The sequence below is a fragment of the Peribacillus simplex genome, from assembly GCF_900156045.1.
Taxonomy (GTDB): domain Bacteria; phylum Bacillota; class Bacilli; order Bacillales; family DSM-1321; genus Peribacillus; species Peribacillus simplex_D.
Map to the genome: position 1 here is coordinate 360870 of NZ_FTMX01000003.1, position 17561 is coordinate 378430.

18 protein-coding genes are annotated in these 17561 nt (G+C 41.1%); 2 read left to right on the top strand and 16 right to left on the bottom strand.

All coding sequences use genetic code 11. The annotated features are described in order from the left end of the window. Window positions 1–300 precede the first annotated feature (300 nt). Complete coding sequence (gene ssb, locus BW986_RS13080) at window positions 301–663, bottom strand: single-stranded DNA-binding protein (RefSeq protein WP_076368327.1); 363 nt, start codon at window positions 661–663, stop codon at window positions 301–303. Window positions 664–1023: 360 nt separating this feature from the next. On the opposite strand from ssb, the gene BW986_RS13085 reads away from it, so the two are divergent. After that, window positions 1024–1458 (top strand): YwpF family protein, encoded by a 435-nt coding sequence (locus BW986_RS13085; protein ID WP_076368328.1) that lies wholly within the window; start codon window positions 1024–1026, stop codon window positions 1456–1458. Window positions 1459–1573: 115 nt separating this feature from the next. Here BW986_RS13085 and BW986_RS13090 read toward each other — a convergent pair whose 3' ends face one another. The 8 genes from BW986_RS13090 to BW986_RS13125 all read right to left on the bottom strand — a co-directional run bounded on the left by BW986_RS13090 (window position 1574) and on the right by BW986_RS13125 (window position 8147). Beyond that, a complete protein-coding gene (locus BW986_RS13090; RefSeq protein ID WP_076368329.1) occupies window positions 1574–1879 on the bottom strand; it encodes a hypothetical protein in 306 nt (101 codons plus the stop codon). Window positions 1880–2167: 288 nt separating this feature from the next. Next, window positions 2168–2596 carry a 3-hydroxyacyl-ACP dehydratase FabZ gene (gene fabZ, locus BW986_RS13095; protein WP_034315755.1) on the bottom strand — a complete coding sequence of 143 codons (429 nt, stop codon included), beginning with the start codon at window positions 2594–2596 and terminating at the stop codon, window positions 2168–2170. A 127-nt stretch (window positions 2597–2723) separates the two neighbouring features. Further along, the gene (locus BW986_RS13100; RefSeq protein WP_076368330.1) at window positions 2724–2978 is read right to left on the bottom strand and encodes a DNA-directed RNA polymerase subunit beta; all 255 of its coding nucleotides are present in this window, start codon (window positions 2976–2978) and stop codon (window positions 2724–2726) included. Window positions 2979–3145: 167 nt separating this feature from the next. Next, window positions 3146–3988, bottom strand: coding sequence for a flagellar hook-basal body protein (locus BW986_RS13105; protein ID WP_076368331.1), 843 nt, complete (start codon window positions 3986–3988; stop codon window positions 3146–3148). Window positions 3989–4042: 54 nt separating this feature from the next. Next, window positions 4043–4882 carry a flagellar hook-basal body protein gene (locus BW986_RS13110; RefSeq protein ID WP_076368332.1) on the bottom strand — a complete coding sequence of 280 codons (840 nt, stop codon included), beginning with the start codon at window positions 4880–4882 and terminating at the stop codon, window positions 4043–4045. A gap of 278 nt (window positions 4883–5160) precedes the next feature. Continuing rightward, complete coding sequence (mreB, locus tag BW986_RS13115) at window positions 5161–6162, bottom strand: rod shape-determining protein (RefSeq protein WP_076368333.1); 1002 nt, start codon at window positions 6160–6162, stop codon at window positions 5161–5163. A 299-nt stretch (window positions 6163–6461) separates the two neighbouring features. Then, the gene (gene spoIIID, locus BW986_RS13120; RefSeq protein WP_034315767.1) at window positions 6462–6734 is read right to left on the bottom strand and encodes a sporulation transcriptional regulator SpoIIID; all 273 of its coding nucleotides are present in this window, start codon (window positions 6732–6734) and stop codon (window positions 6462–6464) included. Window positions 6735–7169: 435 nt separating this feature from the next. Continuing rightward, on the bottom strand, window positions 7170–8147 hold the full coding sequence (locus BW986_RS13125) for a stage II sporulation protein SpoIIQ (RefSeq protein ID WP_076368334.1): 978 nt from the start codon (window positions 8145–8147) through the stop codon (window positions 7170–7172). Between the two features lie 152 nt (window positions 8148–8299). On the opposite strand from BW986_RS13125, the gene BW986_RS13130 reads away from it, so the two are divergent. Beyond that, complete coding sequence (locus tag BW986_RS13130) at window positions 8300–8725, top strand: VanZ family protein (RefSeq protein ID WP_076368335.1); 426 nt, start codon at window positions 8300–8302, stop codon at window positions 8723–8725. Window positions 8726–8745: 20 nt separating this feature from the next. Here BW986_RS13130 and spoIID read toward each other — a convergent pair whose 3' ends face one another. From spoIID to nuoL, 7 genes are all read right to left on the bottom strand, one after another. Continuing rightward, window positions 8746–9783, bottom strand: coding sequence for a stage II sporulation protein D (gene spoIID / locus BW986_RS13135; protein WP_260320848.1), 1038 nt, complete (start codon window positions 9781–9783; stop codon window positions 8746–8748). 211 nt (window positions 9784–9994) lie between these two features. Further along, on the bottom strand, window positions 9995–11296 hold the full coding sequence (gene murA / locus BW986_RS13140) for a UDP-N-acetylglucosamine 1-carboxyvinyltransferase (RefSeq protein ID WP_076368336.1): 1302 nt from the start codon (window positions 11294–11296) through the stop codon (window positions 9995–9997). A 32-nt stretch (window positions 11297–11328) separates the two neighbouring features. After that, window positions 11329–12078, bottom strand: a complete 750-nt coding sequence (locus tag BW986_RS13145) for a YwmB family TATA-box binding protein (RefSeq protein WP_076368337.1) — start codon at window positions 12076–12078, stop codon at window positions 11329–11331. Between the two features lie 158 nt (window positions 12079–12236). Then, window positions 12237–12479 (bottom strand): DUF1146 family protein, encoded by a 243-nt coding sequence (locus BW986_RS13150; RefSeq protein WP_034315776.1) that lies wholly within the window; start codon window positions 12477–12479, stop codon window positions 12237–12239. Between the two features lie 149 nt (window positions 12480–12628). Continuing rightward, window positions 12629–14155: an NADH-quinone oxidoreductase subunit NuoN gene (nuoN, locus tag BW986_RS13155; protein ID WP_076368338.1), complete on the bottom strand. Its 1527-nt coding sequence runs from the start codon at window positions 14153–14155 to the stop codon at window positions 12629–12631. A gap of 3 nt (window positions 14156–14158) precedes the next feature. Beyond that, a complete protein-coding gene (locus BW986_RS13160; RefSeq protein ID WP_076368339.1) occupies window positions 14159–15682 on the bottom strand; it encodes a complex I subunit 4 family protein in 1524 nt (507 codons plus the stop codon). Beyond that, window positions 15679–17550: an NADH-quinone oxidoreductase subunit L gene (nuoL, locus tag BW986_RS13165; RefSeq protein ID WP_076368340.1), complete on the bottom strand. Its 1872-nt coding sequence runs from the start codon at window positions 17548–17550 to the stop codon at window positions 15679–15681. The genes BW986_RS13160 and nuoL overlap by 4 nt, the downstream gene beginning before the upstream one ends. Between the last annotated feature and the right edge of the window lie 11 nt (window positions 17551–17561).

Below are 17561 nucleotides of genomic sequence, written 5' to 3' on the forward strand. Positions count from 1 at the left end.
TTTGGCACAAAAAAATGACTGCTTATTCGCAGTCATTACATGGGGAAAATCAGATAACTCGATTTTTTGGAGGGTAAATCGAGGTTTCCAGCGGGGAAGAAGCTTTATTAGCTTTTGGGGAATGAATGGATGATGGATAATCTATATACTACTGTCAAGTTTCACTAAATTATGCTAAAAATCTGTGCATTTATTTTTCATTATGGTCATATAAATACTTTTATTGCTTCCAATGTCGGAAGTTTCTTGAAAACGGTCTTGCCTCCTTCCTGTGGCACGCCATCATGCCTCCACGTAACACTATAGACCAATATGTTCAAAATCTTTGGGCTTAACATCATTTTGTTTAGACCCAATGAATTGAACCCTCTCGGCAACCACTTCAGTTACATATACAAATTTGCCCTCCTGATTTTCGTATCTCCTTGTTTGTATTCTGCCAGTTATGCCGATTGTTGCACCTTTTTTACAATATTGAGCAGTATTTTCAGCCGACTTTTTCCATATGATACACTGTACGAAGTCCGCCTCATAGTTACCGACAGTATTACGGAAGTTCCGGTTGACTGCTAACGTGATATTGGAAACAGCCTTGCCATCGGGTGTGTATCTTAATTCGGGATCCTTCGTAAGCCTGCCGACGAGGGTAACTTGGTTAATCATCTTTTCACTCCTTCCTCTTTAACATGCTTTAATCATACTCCTTCTTCCATCGATTAAAAAATGGAGGAAATGGTCTTATTACACCATTTTTCTTCATGAAAAACCGTTTGGATTGATGCAAAATCATTTTTTATTGATTAAAATCAGGGGAAAAACGAATAGTTAACAAAATTAAATATTTTGCAAATTTTTATTCTATCCTTCATAATTTAGACAAATGTTGGGTTTTCATTTCATTAAGGGACTTTTTTTTAGTATGATATAATTACCTTTAAAAGGATTAAACCGATATGTACCATTTCAAAATTTACGTTTAAGAGAGGTAATACCGCTCTTTCTTGCAAGAAACGGAGGAATTGGATGAAATCATTTAAATTGATCTCGTTGCAAATTGTTACTGAAAATTTAAACTTGATTGATATCGCATTAACAGATGGACTGATTATAAATAAAGAAAATGACGCCAGAACATGGTTACTGGAAGCCTTTGTAGAAGAAAATCATTTCAATAAGCTTCAGCCCTCACTTCCCAATATAGACGGAGAGGTGTATATCCAGGCAGTCATTACCAAAAAGGACAATGAACCGGCTTTGTTCCACACTGTTTTACGTACAATAAGAAAAGTGGGCAACCATTATAGCCTTTTATTCGTTGGCCACATCCAAAAAACACGGAGCAAATATGCAGAACTCCTTCTTGAAGATTTGGTCCAAAAAGGTCTTTCCGGCGATGAATTAATAAAAGAGTTCAAGCAAAAAATCCGCTCAAAGCCTAAATTAGCAACTAATAAATAAAAACCCTTCCCTTAATTTCCATCCCTAATCGAATGCACATAAAAAAGACTGACTTAGACGAATAAGGATATTAATCCTCTTCTTGCCTAAGCCAGTCTTTGTCATTCTGTGCTAATTACTTATTTTTGTCGTCATTTTTATCGTCTTTAATCAAGTCATCGGCATCATTATCGACGTTATCATCGACGTTATTATCGATGTCATTATCGTCGTTATCAAGCACTCCATCATCATCGTTATCATTCATATCGTTATTATCGTTGTTATCGTTGTTATCATTTACACCATTGTTATCATCTTCTATGATGTTGTTATCATCTTCTGGTGCGGGATTGTTATCATTATCATTCGTTCCACATCCAGCAAGGAACATAATTGATAATAAAGATCCCCCAAGTAGTGCAAAAATTTTCTTCATCATTTTTGGCAACCTCCCTTCTTTCTTTATCATTAGATATTTTGCCCGAATGTGAAAATAACTTGCGCCCTATTTTAAATTTATAAAGAAAAATCCGTTTTGCTTACTCAATAAAAAATGCCGGACATATAAAATGTCCGGCATTCAAAGGGAGAATAGAAAGTTCAAAAACCGCTCTTGCTTTAAAAAAGCAATGCAGTGCTTTTTATATACACCGCTTCACGGTTCCTTAAACCCTTTTTCGATAAATATAGTTAAAACATTTCATTTCCTTTTCGCGGAAAATGAATCTTATTTGTCACCAAAAGCAAACATGATATCGGCTTCACATGCTGTTTCTCCATCTACCGTTGCCACTGCTTTTCCTTTACCCATTGACCCTCTCATACGCACTATTTCCACTTCCAGACGCAGCTGATCACCTGGTTTAACTTGCTTCTTAAAGCGGCAATTATCGATTCCAGCGAAAAAGGCAAGCCGTCCTTTGTATTCTTCTTGCTTCAATACGGCTACAGCACCGACTTGCGCTAATGCCTCTACAATCAAAACTCCAGGCATAACTGGATAATCGGGGAAATGGCCATTAAAGAATTCTTCATTTGCTGAGACATTCTTCAATCCAACCGCTCTTTTCCCCTCATCTATTTCTATGATCCGGTCGACTAATAAGAATGGGTAACGATGCGGGATAATTTCCTTTATTTGTGTGATATCAAGCATACATGTTCCTCCTATGACTTAAATATTTCTAACTTAACATAAACTCGCCCCTGTCATGCAGACAGAGGCGTAGTTGCCATGTAATATAAATCCGATAACGACAGCAACTACTTCAAAAAACATGGAACTAAGCGCCCTTGTTCACTATATCAATAATATGGGTCCATGTGGATTTTTGGAAAACATCCATTGCATGTCCTCCACCAATCACACTATATCCTAATAGTGCCCCGGATAATACAGCAATGAAAATCAATCCGATAACAATGAGTAAACGAAGCCAAATTGGCAAAAGTCGGACCTTGATTCTAGGATTCGGCTTCGCCTCGACTTCCTTTATCTCTTCTTCAATTTGTTGTCTCATTACACGATTTTGTTCCATATAGAATGTGAAAGCTCCTTTTAAGAAAACTCGCCGACTGATTTTCCCTTTAAACAGAAATTCAGCAGCTATGCAAAATGATCGGCACGAATGATTCCCTTTGTTATGAATTCATTATAACCGATTTGCTCTAATTCCGCAGGGAGACATTTTATTTACCAGAAACCTTAACGTATTCCATTGACCAATCCGCTCATTTGATCAGCCATCGTTACAGCCCGGGATTGAAATTGGTAAGAACGCTGAACATTGATTAGATCCGTCATTTCTTTGGAAAGATCGACATTTGATGACTCCAGAGACCCTTGACGGACTGCTGCCCGGTTGCGGGAATCCCCTGTTAATGCAGTCATGATATCGTCTTCAGTAACACCCAAGGCATTGAAGTTTTTGGGCAGGCCAAGTAAATTTCCGCCTAGCCGGTCAAGAAATTGCGGTTTCTTGACCGAGACGATTCCGAGCCCAAAACTCTTTTCGCCATATTCTTCCGTATCCACCATCAATAAGCCATTTTCCGAAATCTTAATGTCTTTAATGTTTCCCTCAACGAGGATCGGTTCACCATTTTCATCAAGGACTTTATGTCCAGCAGAGGTAACGAGCATCATTTGGTCGTTAGCATTAGGAGATAAATAAAAGGCCCCATCCCTTGTAAGCCTTGTATTGATCCCATTATCGTCTTGAACGCTTACGGTGAAGAACTGGTCATCCCGGGTGAATGCAGCATCAAGGTTGCGGTCCGTCGTCTTTAAAGCTCCCTGTGAAAGCACCAATTGGGATTGGCTTATCATAGCCCCTGTTCCTTGCCGGATGCCAGGTGTGGTCAATCTTCCTTTTTCCTTGGTCTCACTCGGTTGATTATTGAAACTCTGTGTCAATAAATCATTGAAACTCGTTTGGGTCTTTTTGTAGGCAGTCGTGTCCGCATTCGCGATATTATTACCTATTTGGTCGATTTTACTTTGAAGTTGGTTCAGCGTATTCGTCGCCGTCATCATCGTCCGATTCATGGTTTTTCCCCTTACATGCTCAAATTTCCAAAATCTTTTTTCCCTACTGTTCAATTAAAGCCTGCCAACTTCATTGACCGCTTTATCCAAACTTTTATCATAGGCTTGAAGTACCTTCTGACTCGCTTCAAAAGAGCGGTATGCCGACATCATTTCTGTCATCGTTCTCGATTGATCAACATTGGAGCCTTCAAGAAAGCCTTGCTTAGTAGAAAAACCGACATCTGCAGCAGCGTATGCGCTAGGTAAATCCCCATCATTCACAGCCTTGTACAGGCCTTCCCCATCCTTCATGAGCTGTAATGACGGATCATCCGAATAACCGATGCCCATACGTGCGGTTTGAACATTTCCTTCTAAAATAACACCGTTTTCCGCTACTGTGAATTGATCGCTATCGAGCTGGATCTTTTCATTATTTTCGTTCAATACATAATGACCGGAAGGCGTAGTCAGATAACCTTGCCCATCCAGGGTGAAACTGCCGTTACGCGTATAACGAATAGCACCATCACCATCCTGGACAGTAAAAAAAACCGATCCTTGCCGACTCGTTTCTTCATTGATCGGAAGGTTTTCATCAACTAAGGAAATATCCGTATTAAGCTGGGTTTCCTCCAATGTGCCCTGGACAAATAAAGGATTCGCCTCCTGTACGTAAACACCCGTACTGAGCCACCCAACCTTGGATAAGTTAGGCATGCTCAATTTGCTCTCCGTAGGAACCGTTTTACCACCCATGTTGCTTATGAGCATTTCCGGAAAAGATCTTACACTCATTTGATCCGCTTTATACCCTGTTGTATTCGCATTGGACATATTGTTTGTGAGCAATTCTGTGCGCCTTTGCTGTGTAAGCATACCGGAAGCAGCCGTATAAAAACCCCTTAACATCTTCTTCACTCCTCAAATTACATAACTTATCCCGTTCAATTTCTCATATCTATCTTATCGGTCATGAACATCAGTATCTTAAGGAAAGGGACAGCATTAGGCAGAAGAATTTGTCTATATCGTAGGCTAGGTCAGATTTAAAGGAATGGTGTTAAATTCTCGATTAAAAGAAGAGGGCCTATTGCTCATCTGTACTAGAACTGCACGCACTATCACTATGCTTCACGTTTGTCTGAACCTTAGACCCCTATCTTATGATGCGGATTTCCATCCGCTTTTTAGTTGAATTTGTGACGTGGCAATTTATCCATATTATCAAGCATGATGCCGGTTCCGATTGCTACACAATCCATTGGCTGCTCAGCAACGAGTACTGGGACCTTAAGTTCTTCAGCAAGGAGTAAATCAATTCCGTGAAGCAATGCTCCTCCGCCTGTTAAAATGACGCCGCGGTCGATGATATCAGCAGAAAGTTCTGGCGGTGTCCGCTCAAGCACGCTTTTTGCAGCTTGTACAATGATGGAAACCTGTTCGCGAAGAGCTTCCTCAATTTCTTCCGAGTTGACCGAAATGGTTCTAGGCAATCCCGATACCATATCGCGCCCACGGATATCGATGACTTCATTTCGGGAGCCAGGGAATACGGTTGCAACCTGGATTTTGATGTTTTCCGCTGTACGCTCACCAATAAGGAGCTTGTACTTCCGCTTGATATAATTTAAAATTTCATTATCGAATTTGTCACCGGCCATTTTAATAGAAGAAGATGTAACGATATCCCCCATTGAAAGAACGGCAATATCCGTTGTACCCCCGCCAATGTCCACGACCATATTGCCGCTTGGTTGAAAAATATCCATACCGGCACCGATTGCAGCCACTTTTGGTTCTTCTTCAAGGAATACTTTTTTTCCGCCGCTTTTTTCAGCAGCTTCTTTAATCGCTTTTTGTTCGACACTTGTTATGTTGGTCGGGCAGCAGATTAAAATTCTAGGCTTTGAAAGGAAGCCTTTCACATTCAATGTATTGATAAAATGCTTAAGCATCGATTCTGTCACATCAAAATCCGCAATGACACCGTCTTTTAAAGGACGGATTGCGATGATGTTTCCTGGAGTACGGCCTACCATCTTACGAGCTTCTTCCCCGACAGCAAGAACACGGTTCGTATTCTTATCAATCGCAACTACCGAAGGCTCATTTAACACAATTCCTTTACCTTTGACATGTATAAGAACATTGGCTGTTCCAAGATCTATCCCAATATCTCTAGCAAACATTTCTTAAATCCTCCTTGAATATCCTCACATATAACCTACTTCTGTCCTAATTGTTTATTTTACCATATTGCATTGACACAAGTAAGTATGAATTATAAATAAACACTAATAAATACTATTATTCCCTTTTTTGCCAATATGTAAAAAAGATCAGTGCCTTATGTACTAAATTTCCGCATTTCCCCATAAAAAAATTCCGGCATGGAACCGCAATCAAGGTTAAGAAAAAAGCTGACATTACTTTCATGTCCCCTTATTCAGTCCCCGATTCAATTCCAATTGCCGGAATGATTCAAGTATCATTTAACGATTTCTTCTTCTCTTTCAGAACGTTTATATTTTAATTTTGTCGCTTCTCCACCTCTAAGGTGGCGAATGGATTTATGATAATCCAATATATCCTTCACTTCGTTAGCCAAATCAGGATTAATTTCTGGCAGCCTCTCAGTTAAGTCTTTATGAACCGTGCTTTTAGAGACTCCGAACTCTTTTGCAATGACGCGGACTGTTTTTCTAGTTTCCACGATATACTTTCCTATCTTGATAGTTCTTTCTTTGATGTAATCGTGCACACCACTCGACCTCCCCAAATTGGATGTGAGAAGTGTGAAATGAGATTCGTATTTTTCGAATCGAATACCGCTGCCCTATAAACAATGAAAGATAGAATTATTCACCTATTAGATAATTTGTAATAAACGATTCCTCACCTCAAACACTCTCTTTGCATGGTTTATAACATCTTATTAGCTTGGTTAAGAATATATGCCTAATGGGACAGGAGGTTTGGATTTATTTCTTAATTTCATCTGTTTAATTTCATTAAGCTAAAATTATTTCCCGAGAAATTTGTCAGAAATTCAAAGGTTTCAGCATATTGGCCGATATTTCCTCGAAAAAAAAAGGAAGCCGTTCAAGGTGTGAACGGCCTCCTTTTACCAAATTTTCAGTTGTTGTCATTCGTAACGCTTTAGGTTTTTGTTTTGATTTTATTAAAAATCTTAATCTTAATTAGATTGATTTAACGAATCTTTTAAAGAATCGCTTTCTTCAGTTGTATCTTCACCAGGGACAGAGCCTTCCTCATCAGTGCCACTCTCTAAATCAGTGCTCTCGTCAGTTTCGTCAACTGCAGGAGCTTGCTCCGTGCCAGTTTCAGATTCTTCAACTGCAGGTGTTTCCTCTTTATCAGCTTCAGATCCTTCGACTGCAGGTGTTTCCTCTTTATCAGCTTCAGATCCTTCGACTGCAGGTGTTTCTTCTTTATTGGCTGAATCTTCAAGTTCGCTGCCTTCGGCTTCAGTTGCCGATTGAATCGCAGAAGCTTGTTTATCAACAAAATCAAGTGGGTTTAATGCAATGTTATCTTTTCTGATTTCGAAGTGTACATGTACGCCAGCCTCTTCATTGATTTGGCTTTTTCCAGCTGTAGCAATTGCTTGTCCTTGTTTCACTTTGTCACCGACTGCAACCTTAATGTCTTTAACAGATTGATAACGGGTAACAACGCCATCTTCATGCGTTACTTCAACTAAATTTCCAAGTAATGCATCGTCTTGAACTTTCGTTACATTTCCACTTAAGGAAGCTTTTACATCAAAAGTCTTTCCATCTTCCATTGCAATGTCTATACCTTTGTTTTGCTCATATCTATTGTTGTAGAAAACCAATGCTTCTTCTTGTGCCTTTTCATCCGCATTCACATCATAAAACTGTTTCTTGATAACCGATTTGTCTGCATCGGCTACAGGCATCTTGATTGTCTCAAGATTACTATTAACCTCTACAGAAGGCTCACCATAGTTTTTTCCTGTTTCAGCTGATTCCTCTTTGCCATCTTTAGCTGAATCGTCAAAACTATTTTGTAATAAGAAGGCCGCGGCTAAGATTATGGCTGCACTTGCGATATAGATTGCTGATAATGCCCAACGTTGTTTTAGTATACGTCGGATTGTGGAAGTTGGTTTCTTTTCTTCCTCTCTCATATTAATCACCTCAGCAATCATTCTGAACATTTTGTTAAGATTATATACATTCAGGAAAAAAAATTTTTAGATTTATTTTGTGGAAATGAAACCGATTTTATTCGTAGAATGGTAAAATGTTTGGTATCTTACTGTTGAAGGATGTTTAAATCATGAAAAAAGCTTTTAAACTTGTGTTAACGTTATTGCCTTTTCTATATATGATTGCCATTTGGATAATGTCGAGCAACCCCGATGATATGATTCTTGATCTTCCCTCATCCTCAATTGACCGATTTATCAAAGAGGCACTTCATCTGGTCGAATTTGCCCTTTTGTATATATTATTAGTTTCCGCCCTTGCTGCAAACCAAAAGCTGAAACCTGGTTTAAGCCTGTTGGCGGCACTTGTGGCTTGCCTTTACGGAGTTATTGATGAATACCACCAATCTTTCGTCCCATACCGCTCCTCTACCTTAATAGACGTCATAAAAGATATCATAGGAGTAGCTGCAGTCTATTTTCATGTCCAATATCATTATTTCAAGCGTGAACGGGGCTTTTTGACCATTATAGAAAAATTAAGCGCAAAAAAATGAGAGATGGGGATTCCCATCTCTCATTTTTTTGCTGTCATCGTATTCAGCCACTTACTTGAAGACTGCACTTTGACGCCTTTATAATAATATTTCACGATGTCTTCATAGGTTTTACCTTCCCTGGCCATGCCATTAGCACCGTATTGGCTCATTCCAACTCCGTGTCCTGATCCTTTTGTCGTGATGACAATCTGGTTACCTTGACGCTCCCAGTCAAAATCGGATGATGTCAGCCCGAGCTTCTCACGAATCTGTTTTCCTGTCATTTTCTTTCCTCCGATTTCCACAACACCTACGCGATTGCCTGATGTTCTTTCAATGACAGTTCCTATTGATGTTCCCGAAGAAAGACTTACACCCAGTTTTCTTTCAAAATCGGCAGTATCCACTACAACTTTATTGTAAAATTTTGGTGATTCTTCTTTATCCCACGGACTGGATACACTTTTTAAATAGGGGTAATCAGCTTGCCAATAGTCCTCGGAATTCTCCGTGTAGCCATTACTTGTCGAAAAAAAAGTGGCAGTAATCGGTTTTCCTTCATAGGTTAAAATTTGACCCGCAGTTTCTTTTATAGCCTTGTTAATTTTTTGCATCTTCGATTTATAATCAGAGCCCCACTGTTTTTTCAGCTCATCATTATTCTTATAAACTTGGTGCATGACCGTATCGCTTACATCGGCACCATCCGGCAAGCCCAATCGACTTTCACTTATAAGCTGATTGACAATGTAAGTTCTCGCTGTCAATGCTTGAGCCTTCAGAGCTTCTTCTTCAAAATCCGCTGGCATTTCAGCCGCAACCACACCAGTCAAGTACGATTCAATCGGCAGTTTTTCAATCTTCTTTGCAGATGTTCGGTAAACCGCAACTTCTACTGAACTCATTTCATTTGCAGCTACCTCTTTACCCTCATTCTTCACTTTCTTTTCTAATTGTTCGGTCAACTGCCCACTTGTCTTATCATTTGAAAATGGAAGCACAAGCACTGCCGGAATCATGACAATTACGAATGCTACTGCTATGAATAGTACGATCATCGGTTTGATTGCTTTCAAATTCCTGAGCCTCCCTACACTTGTTTTCTCTGCCGTATATAATCATAATCGTATCCAGCAGGTATCTTTACATAACAAATGTATGTCGAAGGACAAGCTTTTATGAATAGAAAAACGACATCTCTATTAACTGTAGTCGATGAGTCCGGATCAAGAAAAAAAAAACCATTCACGGTTCAATGACTCGAACGTGAATGGTTCTATAAGCTATTTATGCGTTTAAATCTGCAATTTTTTTTGTTTCAGCAGGTACATCTTCGTTAATACGTTCCACATCTGCACCTAGGGATGCCAATTTGCCATGGAAATTCACGTACCCTCTGTCAAGATGCTTCAATTCTGTAACACGTGTAATGCCATCCGCAACCAATCCAGTCAGGATTAGCGCTGCAGCGGCACGTAAGTCTGTTGCAGCTACTTCAGCACCTTGAATGTTAGTTGGTCCATTAACGATAACGGAACGACCTTCTATTTTAATATTGGCATTCATGCGACGGAATTCCTCAACATGCATAAAACGGTTTTCGAAAACGGTCTCCGTAATCATACTTGTTCCTTCAGCACGAAGTAATAATGCCATCATTTGCGATTGCATATCAGTCGGGAAACCAGGATGCGGCATTGTTTTGATATCAATGGCCTTCAAGGTTTTGGGACCGATAACGCGTAACCCATCTTCTTCTTCAAGAATTTGAACGCCCATTTCCTCCATTTTAGCAATAAGGGAAGTAAGGTGTTCAGGTACAGCTCCTTGAACAAGAACATTGCCGCCAGTAAGAGCAGCCGCAGTCATGAATGTACCAGCCTCGATACGGTCAGGTATAATCGTATGTTCAGTGCCATATAATTTATCGACACCTTCGATTCTCATCGTACCGGTACCGGCACCTCTGACTTTGGCACCCATTTTATTAAGGAGATTCGCAAGATCTACAATTTCAGGCTCTTTGGCCACATTTTCAAGAATAGTTATACCTTCAGCAAGTGTTGCTGCCATCATGATGTTTTCAGTGGCACCCACACTCGGGAAGTCAAGATACACTCTTGCACCCTTAAGTCTGCCTTCTACCTCGGCATCAATGAAACCATTGCCGACCTTCACTTTTGCTCCCATCGCTTCAAAGCCCTTTAAATGCTGGTCGATAGGACGTGATCCGATGGCACAGCCACCAGGAAGAGCAACGCGGGCCCGGCCATTCCTTGCTAGTAATGAGCCCATCACTAAAACGGAAGCTCTCATTTTACGTACATATTCAAATGGTGCTTCTTCTAATAACTCTCTTGATGCATCTACAGTTACTTGATTGTCATGAAAGGCAACATCAGCATTTAAGTTGCGCAATACTTCATTGATTGTATATACATCGGAGAGCGTAGGAACATCTTTAATGATACTTTTCCCATCACTTGCTAATAATGTTGCAGCGATAACTGGCAAAACGGCGTTTTTAGCACCTTCTACTTTAACTGTCCCGCTAAGCCTTTTTCCGCCGCGGACGATGATTTTTTCCAAAAGTATTCCCCTCCGCGTCCATTTTCTCTATATTAATATTCAAACGTTATGATTGGTGTGCCAACTACAAAGTTCGTTCGGTCACCCAATCCTTCTGTCCGTAGCCCAAACTGCAAATTTAATTTTTCTTTTGTCAATGGTTGTTTAAACAATGTTGAATGTGCAGATATAGATGTAAAGTTTGTTTCATGCACACTCTCAATTTCCCTTGCTTGGAACAAATCTAACAGGTCTTCAGTTTTAGAGTTTAAAACCGAATCCATATTATCATTGATAGACCCTTTAATACAAGAAAAAATTGAAGGAGTTCCTATAAATAGGTCATTCACCCTGTTTTGGAACGTAGCAGTAAAAAATGCCTTATTGGCTTCCTTCCACTCTTTCCCCTCCACTTCGTAAATAACATAGGTAACTTTATCAAATTTCTCTTCCGTTGTCATTATTTTGATAGATTCGGTCAGACCTGAATCGACATTGTAAGTTAACGCCTCAGCCTTCCAGCCGGAAGCATCATCTTTCCGGTGCCATTGAAATTGAGGGTATTTTCGTTTTAAAGCTGTAACTTCGCTTTCAAACTCTTGTTTAGTTGTAATCTCTTTATTTATTTCTCTAGTGAGTACAGACCAATCCCCTATGTCCAAATCTTCATCTTTTTGTAACAGTCCCACCATTTCAACTATATCTGGTTTACTTTCTGCCACAATCGTACTATTCCCAATTAAAATCACCGTCAAACCGAGAAATACTATGTATGTTAACATTTTTTTGTTTAAATTAAACATGTTAAATCCCTCCCCTTTTACACATTCTTTCCATAAGGAGAGAGATCATACTTCAAGTTTTCCGACAATTGGTGACAACTTCCCCTTAAATTTGCAGGAAGCAAAAGCGAATACAAGAGTAGAATCATATTTTGCTATAAGAAAACTCTTACAGCTTATCAGTCATTACTAAACATATACGGAAGTTGATTTGCAAATCCCAGGTAGTCGAGGAAGAAATTACTTACAACTGAACCGATGGCAACAGTTAATAAAATATATAAAACCCTGGCCTTGATGACCGAATTGGATCTTAACATTTTATCAAAATGTAATGCCTGTAAAGCCCACCAGGTAACTGCGATGAAAAACAAGTGTGCAATAATCCCTGTTAAAGCCTGCTGTCCCATTGCTGAAAACATGTACATACCTCCTAAAAGACACCCAAATTCTATTCTAACACAAAACCCCTGCAAATTTGGAATTTAAAAGGAAGAATTGCAAAATATCTTTTTAAAACTGTAAATAGAGGCTTGATCCAATGGAACAAGCCTCTGATACAGGCATTATATCATTTACTTGAAATAAAGTCTGTAAATTCGCCAAATTGATCATGGATAAAATCAAAGGCAATATTTGGTGCCACCCCGAAAAGAATGGTGCCTACCACGCAAATGATCAACACGGCGTATAGACCCGGACGAATTTTAATGACCATTTCCGAATGAATGGGCCGGAAAAAGACCTGCACCAATAATCCGAAATAATACACATAGGAAACAATGGTTCCTGCAATCATGATTCCCGCGAGGACAAAATGTCCAGGCTCCGTTATGAATGTTCCAAGAAAAATATTGAGTTTGCCAATGAAACCTGTCGTCCCGGGAATTCCAGCAAGCGCCAGGATAAATACGGTGAATGCCATGGCAAGATACGGTGATTTCCTCCCCAGCCCTGCAAGAATGCTAATATCTTCTGACCCACTTTGACTGGAGAGCAGCTGGATGACTGCAAATACACCTATATTCATCAATACATAAGCCATTAGATAAAACCAGACAGTATCCAGCAGGAAATAACCCCCGCCCAATGTTGCCACCGCTACTAGCAGGTAACCCGCATGGGCGATGCTTGAATAGGCGAACAATCGTTTTAAATTTTGCTGCCTTAACGCAACCACATTTCCAATGATGATCGTCAGCCCCGCCAATGAAGCTATATAAATATTATTTTTTTCCAAAAAGTCGAGCGCTCCGAACGTATCACCGGAAGCTGTTAGGAACAACGAGAGAAAAATGCGCAGGATGATGACGAAACCCGCCATTTTCGAAATTACACTCAAGAAGGCTGTGACCGGTGTCGGTGCCCCCTCATAGACATCCGGCGCCCACATATGAAATGGGGCGGCAGCTATCTTGAAGGATACACCGACAAATACCATGAAGAAAGCGAGTCCCATAATGTATTGCAGCTGGCCGTCCGTCATTGCAGCCATCGTCCGGCTCATTTCGCCTAGATTGACAGAACCGGTCACTCCATATAAATAGCTCATTCCGAATAAAGTGATCGCTGTGGAAATGCCTCCGTTTATCACATACTTCATGGACGCTTCGTTGGACTTCCGATCATGCTTGCGTATTCCGACCAATATATAAGATGAAAGTGAAAGCAGTTCCAGTCCAACGAACAGCGTTATCAAATCACCGCTTGAGGACATGACCATCGCTCCAAGCAAAGCGGTCAGGAACAGATAATAAAATTCCCCCCGGTGCTCCCGCAGCCCCTCTTGCGGTTCATATCCTTCAGCCAGAAGGATGATCAGGGCCGCTCCGAATAATAGCAGCAGCTTAAAAGCTTTTGCAAATGAATCCAAACGAAACGTATCGGATAAGATACTGACTGTCTCAAATGAAAGCAGGCTAATCAGTGACAAACAGGCCAAAATGATTCCGGTTAACGCGAGCCATGCCAGTTTTCTCCGATTAAAGTGCTTCGGCCAAAATAAATCCAATATCGAAAGAAACATGGCCGTTCCAAGGATGATGAATTCCGGCATCATCGCTCCCCAATCATAAGAAAGCATCGTGTTCCAATCCATCCTTCATCGCCCCCCTAGAGCTAGCATCATCGCTTCAATCGTTCCTTGAAGAGGCCCGCCTAACAAATTTGGATATACTCCAACAGTTATTATCAAACCGAGAAGAACCAATGCCGGCAAAAACTCCCAGCCCCTAAAGTCCCGTTTCTCTGTTTCTATCAAGCTATCATTTTTTCCGAAAGTCATCAGCATGACCGCCCTCAGTACATAAACAGCGGTTAATACCAGCCCGATCACCCCTATTGCCGCAAGCAACGGCTGACTTTTGAATAAGCCAAGAAATACCATGAATTCGCTGATGAAGCCGGACATGCCAGGTAAACCGAGTGAAGCCAGCCCACTGGCTAACATAAACCCTGAAAAAATCGGCATCGACTTGGCCAATCCCCCAAGCTTAGGAAGCATTGTGGTTCCCGTCCGCTCATACAACACTCCCACCAGGAAAAACAACAAAGCGGCAATTAGCCCGTGTGAGATGACTTGAAAAATGGCTCCCTGAATGCCCGCTTCATTCAAGGCTCCCAGCCCCATCATGACGATACCCATATGTGAGATTGACGAGTAGGCTAAAACGAGCTTGAAATCCGTTTGTACCAACGCTAGAAATGCACCATATAAAAAACTGAGGACCCCAAACAGGACAATGGTAAAGGCCAAGCTTTTATATTGTTCAGGAAATATTCCCATTCCAAACCGGATGATTCCGTATGCCCCTATTTTCAATAAGACCCCCGCATGTATCATGACTATGGATGGAGGTGCTTCTGCATGGACCCGCACCATCCAGCTGTGAAAGGGAAAGACGGGCAGCTTTATCGCAAATGCAACGAGAAAGGCGAGACATAAACCATATTTCATCGAACCGGATATGGGTGCAAAAAGCGAAACACCGCCCATTGTCATCATCTGTGTCAATGCCGCAATGTTAGTCGTACCTGTCCTGGCAAACAAAATCAAAATGGCCACCAATAAAACGGCCGAACCAATGCCATTATAAATCAGAAAACTATAAGAAGCCTTCTCCCTCTCCAGAAAGCCCCATCTGCCAATTAAAAAGAAAGCGGGAATCAATGTCATTTCAAAAAAGATGAAAAAAAGAATCAAATTCTCTGCCGTGAAGACACCGAGCATTCCGATCTCCAGGGTCAAGAATAACAAATAATACCCTTTCCATTCTTTTTTTATATAAATGGATGCAAGGGCGGCCAGTGATGAAATGATTGTTGTCAGTAATATGAAGATGAGGCTTAATCCATCCAGCCCCAACTCAAAGTCAACCGTGAAGAGCTTGGGATCATACATCTCCAAGTTCCCAAACCTGATCCAATTCAACTTAATGTCAAATAAGGATAGTGCCACACCCGAATAATATTGGCTGCATAGAAAGAACGATAGGAAAAGGGGAGGAAGTGTTCCGAAAAAGCCAAATTGTTTAATGGTCCTTTCCTCTTTTTTCGGCATAAGGGCAACCATCACTATGCCCAGCAGCGGTGAAAACACTAAAAGTGAGAGCAAATAGACATTCATCTTAGATACCCCCCAGTCACTGCAAAAATCACCAACAATACCGCAAGTCCCAGAAAGGCTATCATGCCATATTGCTGTACCTGCCCCGTTTGCAGTTTAGACCCTATTTTCCCCAATCCTTCTATTGAACTTGTTACAGTGGAAACCAGGCCACCGATAATGAACCTTTCAATATAAGATAGGAATATACTAAAGCCTTTGATTGCATAACCTGCAGTAAGATGGTAAATCTCATCTAAATAATACTTATTTTCCAAAACCCTATATACCCCGGAGTTTTCTTTGACAAGCCATTCCCGAGGCAGCTTCTTTTTAGCGTATATCATATAAGCAAGGTATATCCCGGCCAGCGATACAAGCACGGCCATCAACATTATCCAAACGGGCCCCTCACTATGGCTGGCTCCTAGAAGAGTTTCATTTCCCTCCACAAGCCACTCCCCAAGGAAAGTTCCAAACCACGGTGTTTGGATATACCCACCGATTACAGCAAGCACAGCCAGTGCGAGCATCGGAATTAACATGATGGAAGGTGATTCCTTGACTTGTTTTACTTGACTGCGCGAATCGCCTGCAAACATCATGAAAAACAGCCGGAACATATAAAACGCAGTTAAAAAGGAGGTAACCACCGCTAGACCAAACAATATATAACTACCATTCTCCCAAGCAGCCATCAGAATTTCATCCTTACTGAAAAAACCCGAGAGCAACGGAAACCCCGATATCGCCAAAGTGCCAGTCAAGAACAGCGGCCCAGTCCAATTCAACTTACCCCATAGACCGCCCATTTTCTCCATATCCTGTGTATGTATTGCGTGAATAACACTGCCTGCTGCCAAAAACAGCAATGCTTTAAAAAAGGCATGGGTCATTAAATGAAACACCCCGGCTACATATCCCGAAGTACCCAAAGCAAGCATCATAAAACCGAGCTGAGAGATTGTCGAATAGGCCAATACACGCTTAACATCCTTTTGCACTATCGCAATGCTTGCGGCAAATATGGCTGTAACTCCACCTGTTATTGCTACGACCTGCATCGCAGCAGCACTAGCCATGAATAACGGAAACATGGCCGCTACCAGGTAAACCCCTGCAGCAACCATGGTTGCTGCGTGTATCAATGCCGAAACCGGAGTCGGGCCTTCCATTGCATCCGGAAGCCATGTGTGAAGTGGAAATTGTCCAGACTTTCCAACCGCACCGATGAAAATCAAAATAGCGATTAATGTCAGTTTTTCACTTGATATCATGCCCGATTGAACGGCTTGAAAGATCTCTCCATATTCAAAGCTGCCTGTTTCCCAGAATAGGAGAATGATGCCGATCAAGAGCCCTACATCCCCAATCCTGGTCATGATGAATGCCTTCTTCGCTGCAGCCTTAGCTTCCAGTTTATAAAAGTAAAACCCGATGAGCAGGAAAGAACCCACCCCGACCAATTCCCAGAAGATATAAAGCTGTAATAAATTGGGTGCCATGACTAGACCAAGCATGGCAAAGGTGAAGAAGCCCAGATAAGCATAAAAAATGGAGAATCGCACTTCACCCTTCATATACCCCTTCGAATATATCTGGACAAGCAGGCTGACAAGGGAAACGATCACAAGCATCAAGGCATTAAGCTGATTGATTTCGAATCCAGCTGTAAGTTCTGTCCCTCCGAAGGAAAGCCAATCTATCGATATATCATAAGTGGGTTCTTTAAATCGTTCTATCAGGACAAGCAACGATAAAACAAACGAAGCCAATGTACATATTATTCCTATAAAAGCCCCTCGTTCCCGCAACCGCCCGCCTGATAGAAGCAGAACCAGAAACGTGACGAGTGGAAAGATCGGTATGAGCCATGCGTGCTCCATCATCGTATCAAATC

Coding starts and splice junctions, on each gene's coding strand:
- mreB (WP_076368333.1), bottom strand. CDS start 6,162: ATGTTTGCTAGAGATATTGGGATAGATCTTGGAACAGCCAATGTTCTT.
- nuoN (WP_076368338.1), bottom strand. CDS start 14,155: ATGGATTGGAACACGATGCTTTCTTATGATTGGGGAGCGATGATGCCG.
- BW986_RS13090 (WP_076368329.1), bottom strand. CDS start 1,879: ATGATGAAGAAAATTTTTGCACTACTTGGGGGATCTTTATTATCAATT.
- BW986_RS13105 (WP_076368331.1), bottom strand. CDS start 3,988: ATGAATCGGACGATGATGACGGCGACGAATACGCTGAACCAACTTCAA.
- BW986_RS13130 (WP_076368335.1), top strand. CDS start 8,300: ATGAAAAAAGCTTTTAAACTTGTGTTAACGTTATTGCCTTTTCTATAT.
- fabZ (WP_034315755.1), bottom strand. CDS start 2,596: ATGCTTGATATCACACAAATAAAGGAAATTATCCCGCATCGTTACCCA.
- BW986_RS13145 (WP_076368337.1), bottom strand. CDS start 12,078: ATGTTTAATTTAAACAAAAAAATGTTAACATACATAGTATTTCTCGGT.
- BW986_RS13110 (WP_076368332.1), bottom strand. CDS start 4,882: ATGTTAAGGGGTTTTTATACGGCTGCTTCCGGTATGCTTACACAGCAA.
- BW986_RS13085 (WP_076368328.1), top strand. CDS start 1,024: ATGAAATCATTTAAATTGATCTCGTTGCAAATTGTTACTGAAAATTTA.
- nuoL (WP_076368340.1), bottom strand. CDS start 17,550: ATGATGGAGCACGCATGGCTCATACCGATCTTTCCACTCGTCACGTTT.
- BW986_RS13125 (WP_076368334.1), bottom strand. CDS start 8,147: ATGAGAGAGGAAGAAAAGAAACCAACTTCCACAATCCGACGTATACTA.
- BW986_RS13150 (WP_034315776.1), bottom strand. CDS start 12,479: ATGTTTTCAGCAATGGGACAGCAGGCTTTAACAGGGATTATTGCACAC.
- ssb (WP_076368327.1), bottom strand. CDS start 663: ATGATTAACCAAGTTACCCTCGTCGGCAGGCTTACGAAGGATCCCGAA.
- BW986_RS13160 (WP_076368339.1), bottom strand. CDS start 15,682: ATGAATGTCTATTTGCTCTCACTTTTAGTGTTTTCACCGCTGCTGGGC.
- BW986_RS13100 (WP_076368330.1), bottom strand. CDS start 2,978: ATGGAACAAAATCGTGTAATGAGACAACAAATTGAAGAAGAGATAAAG.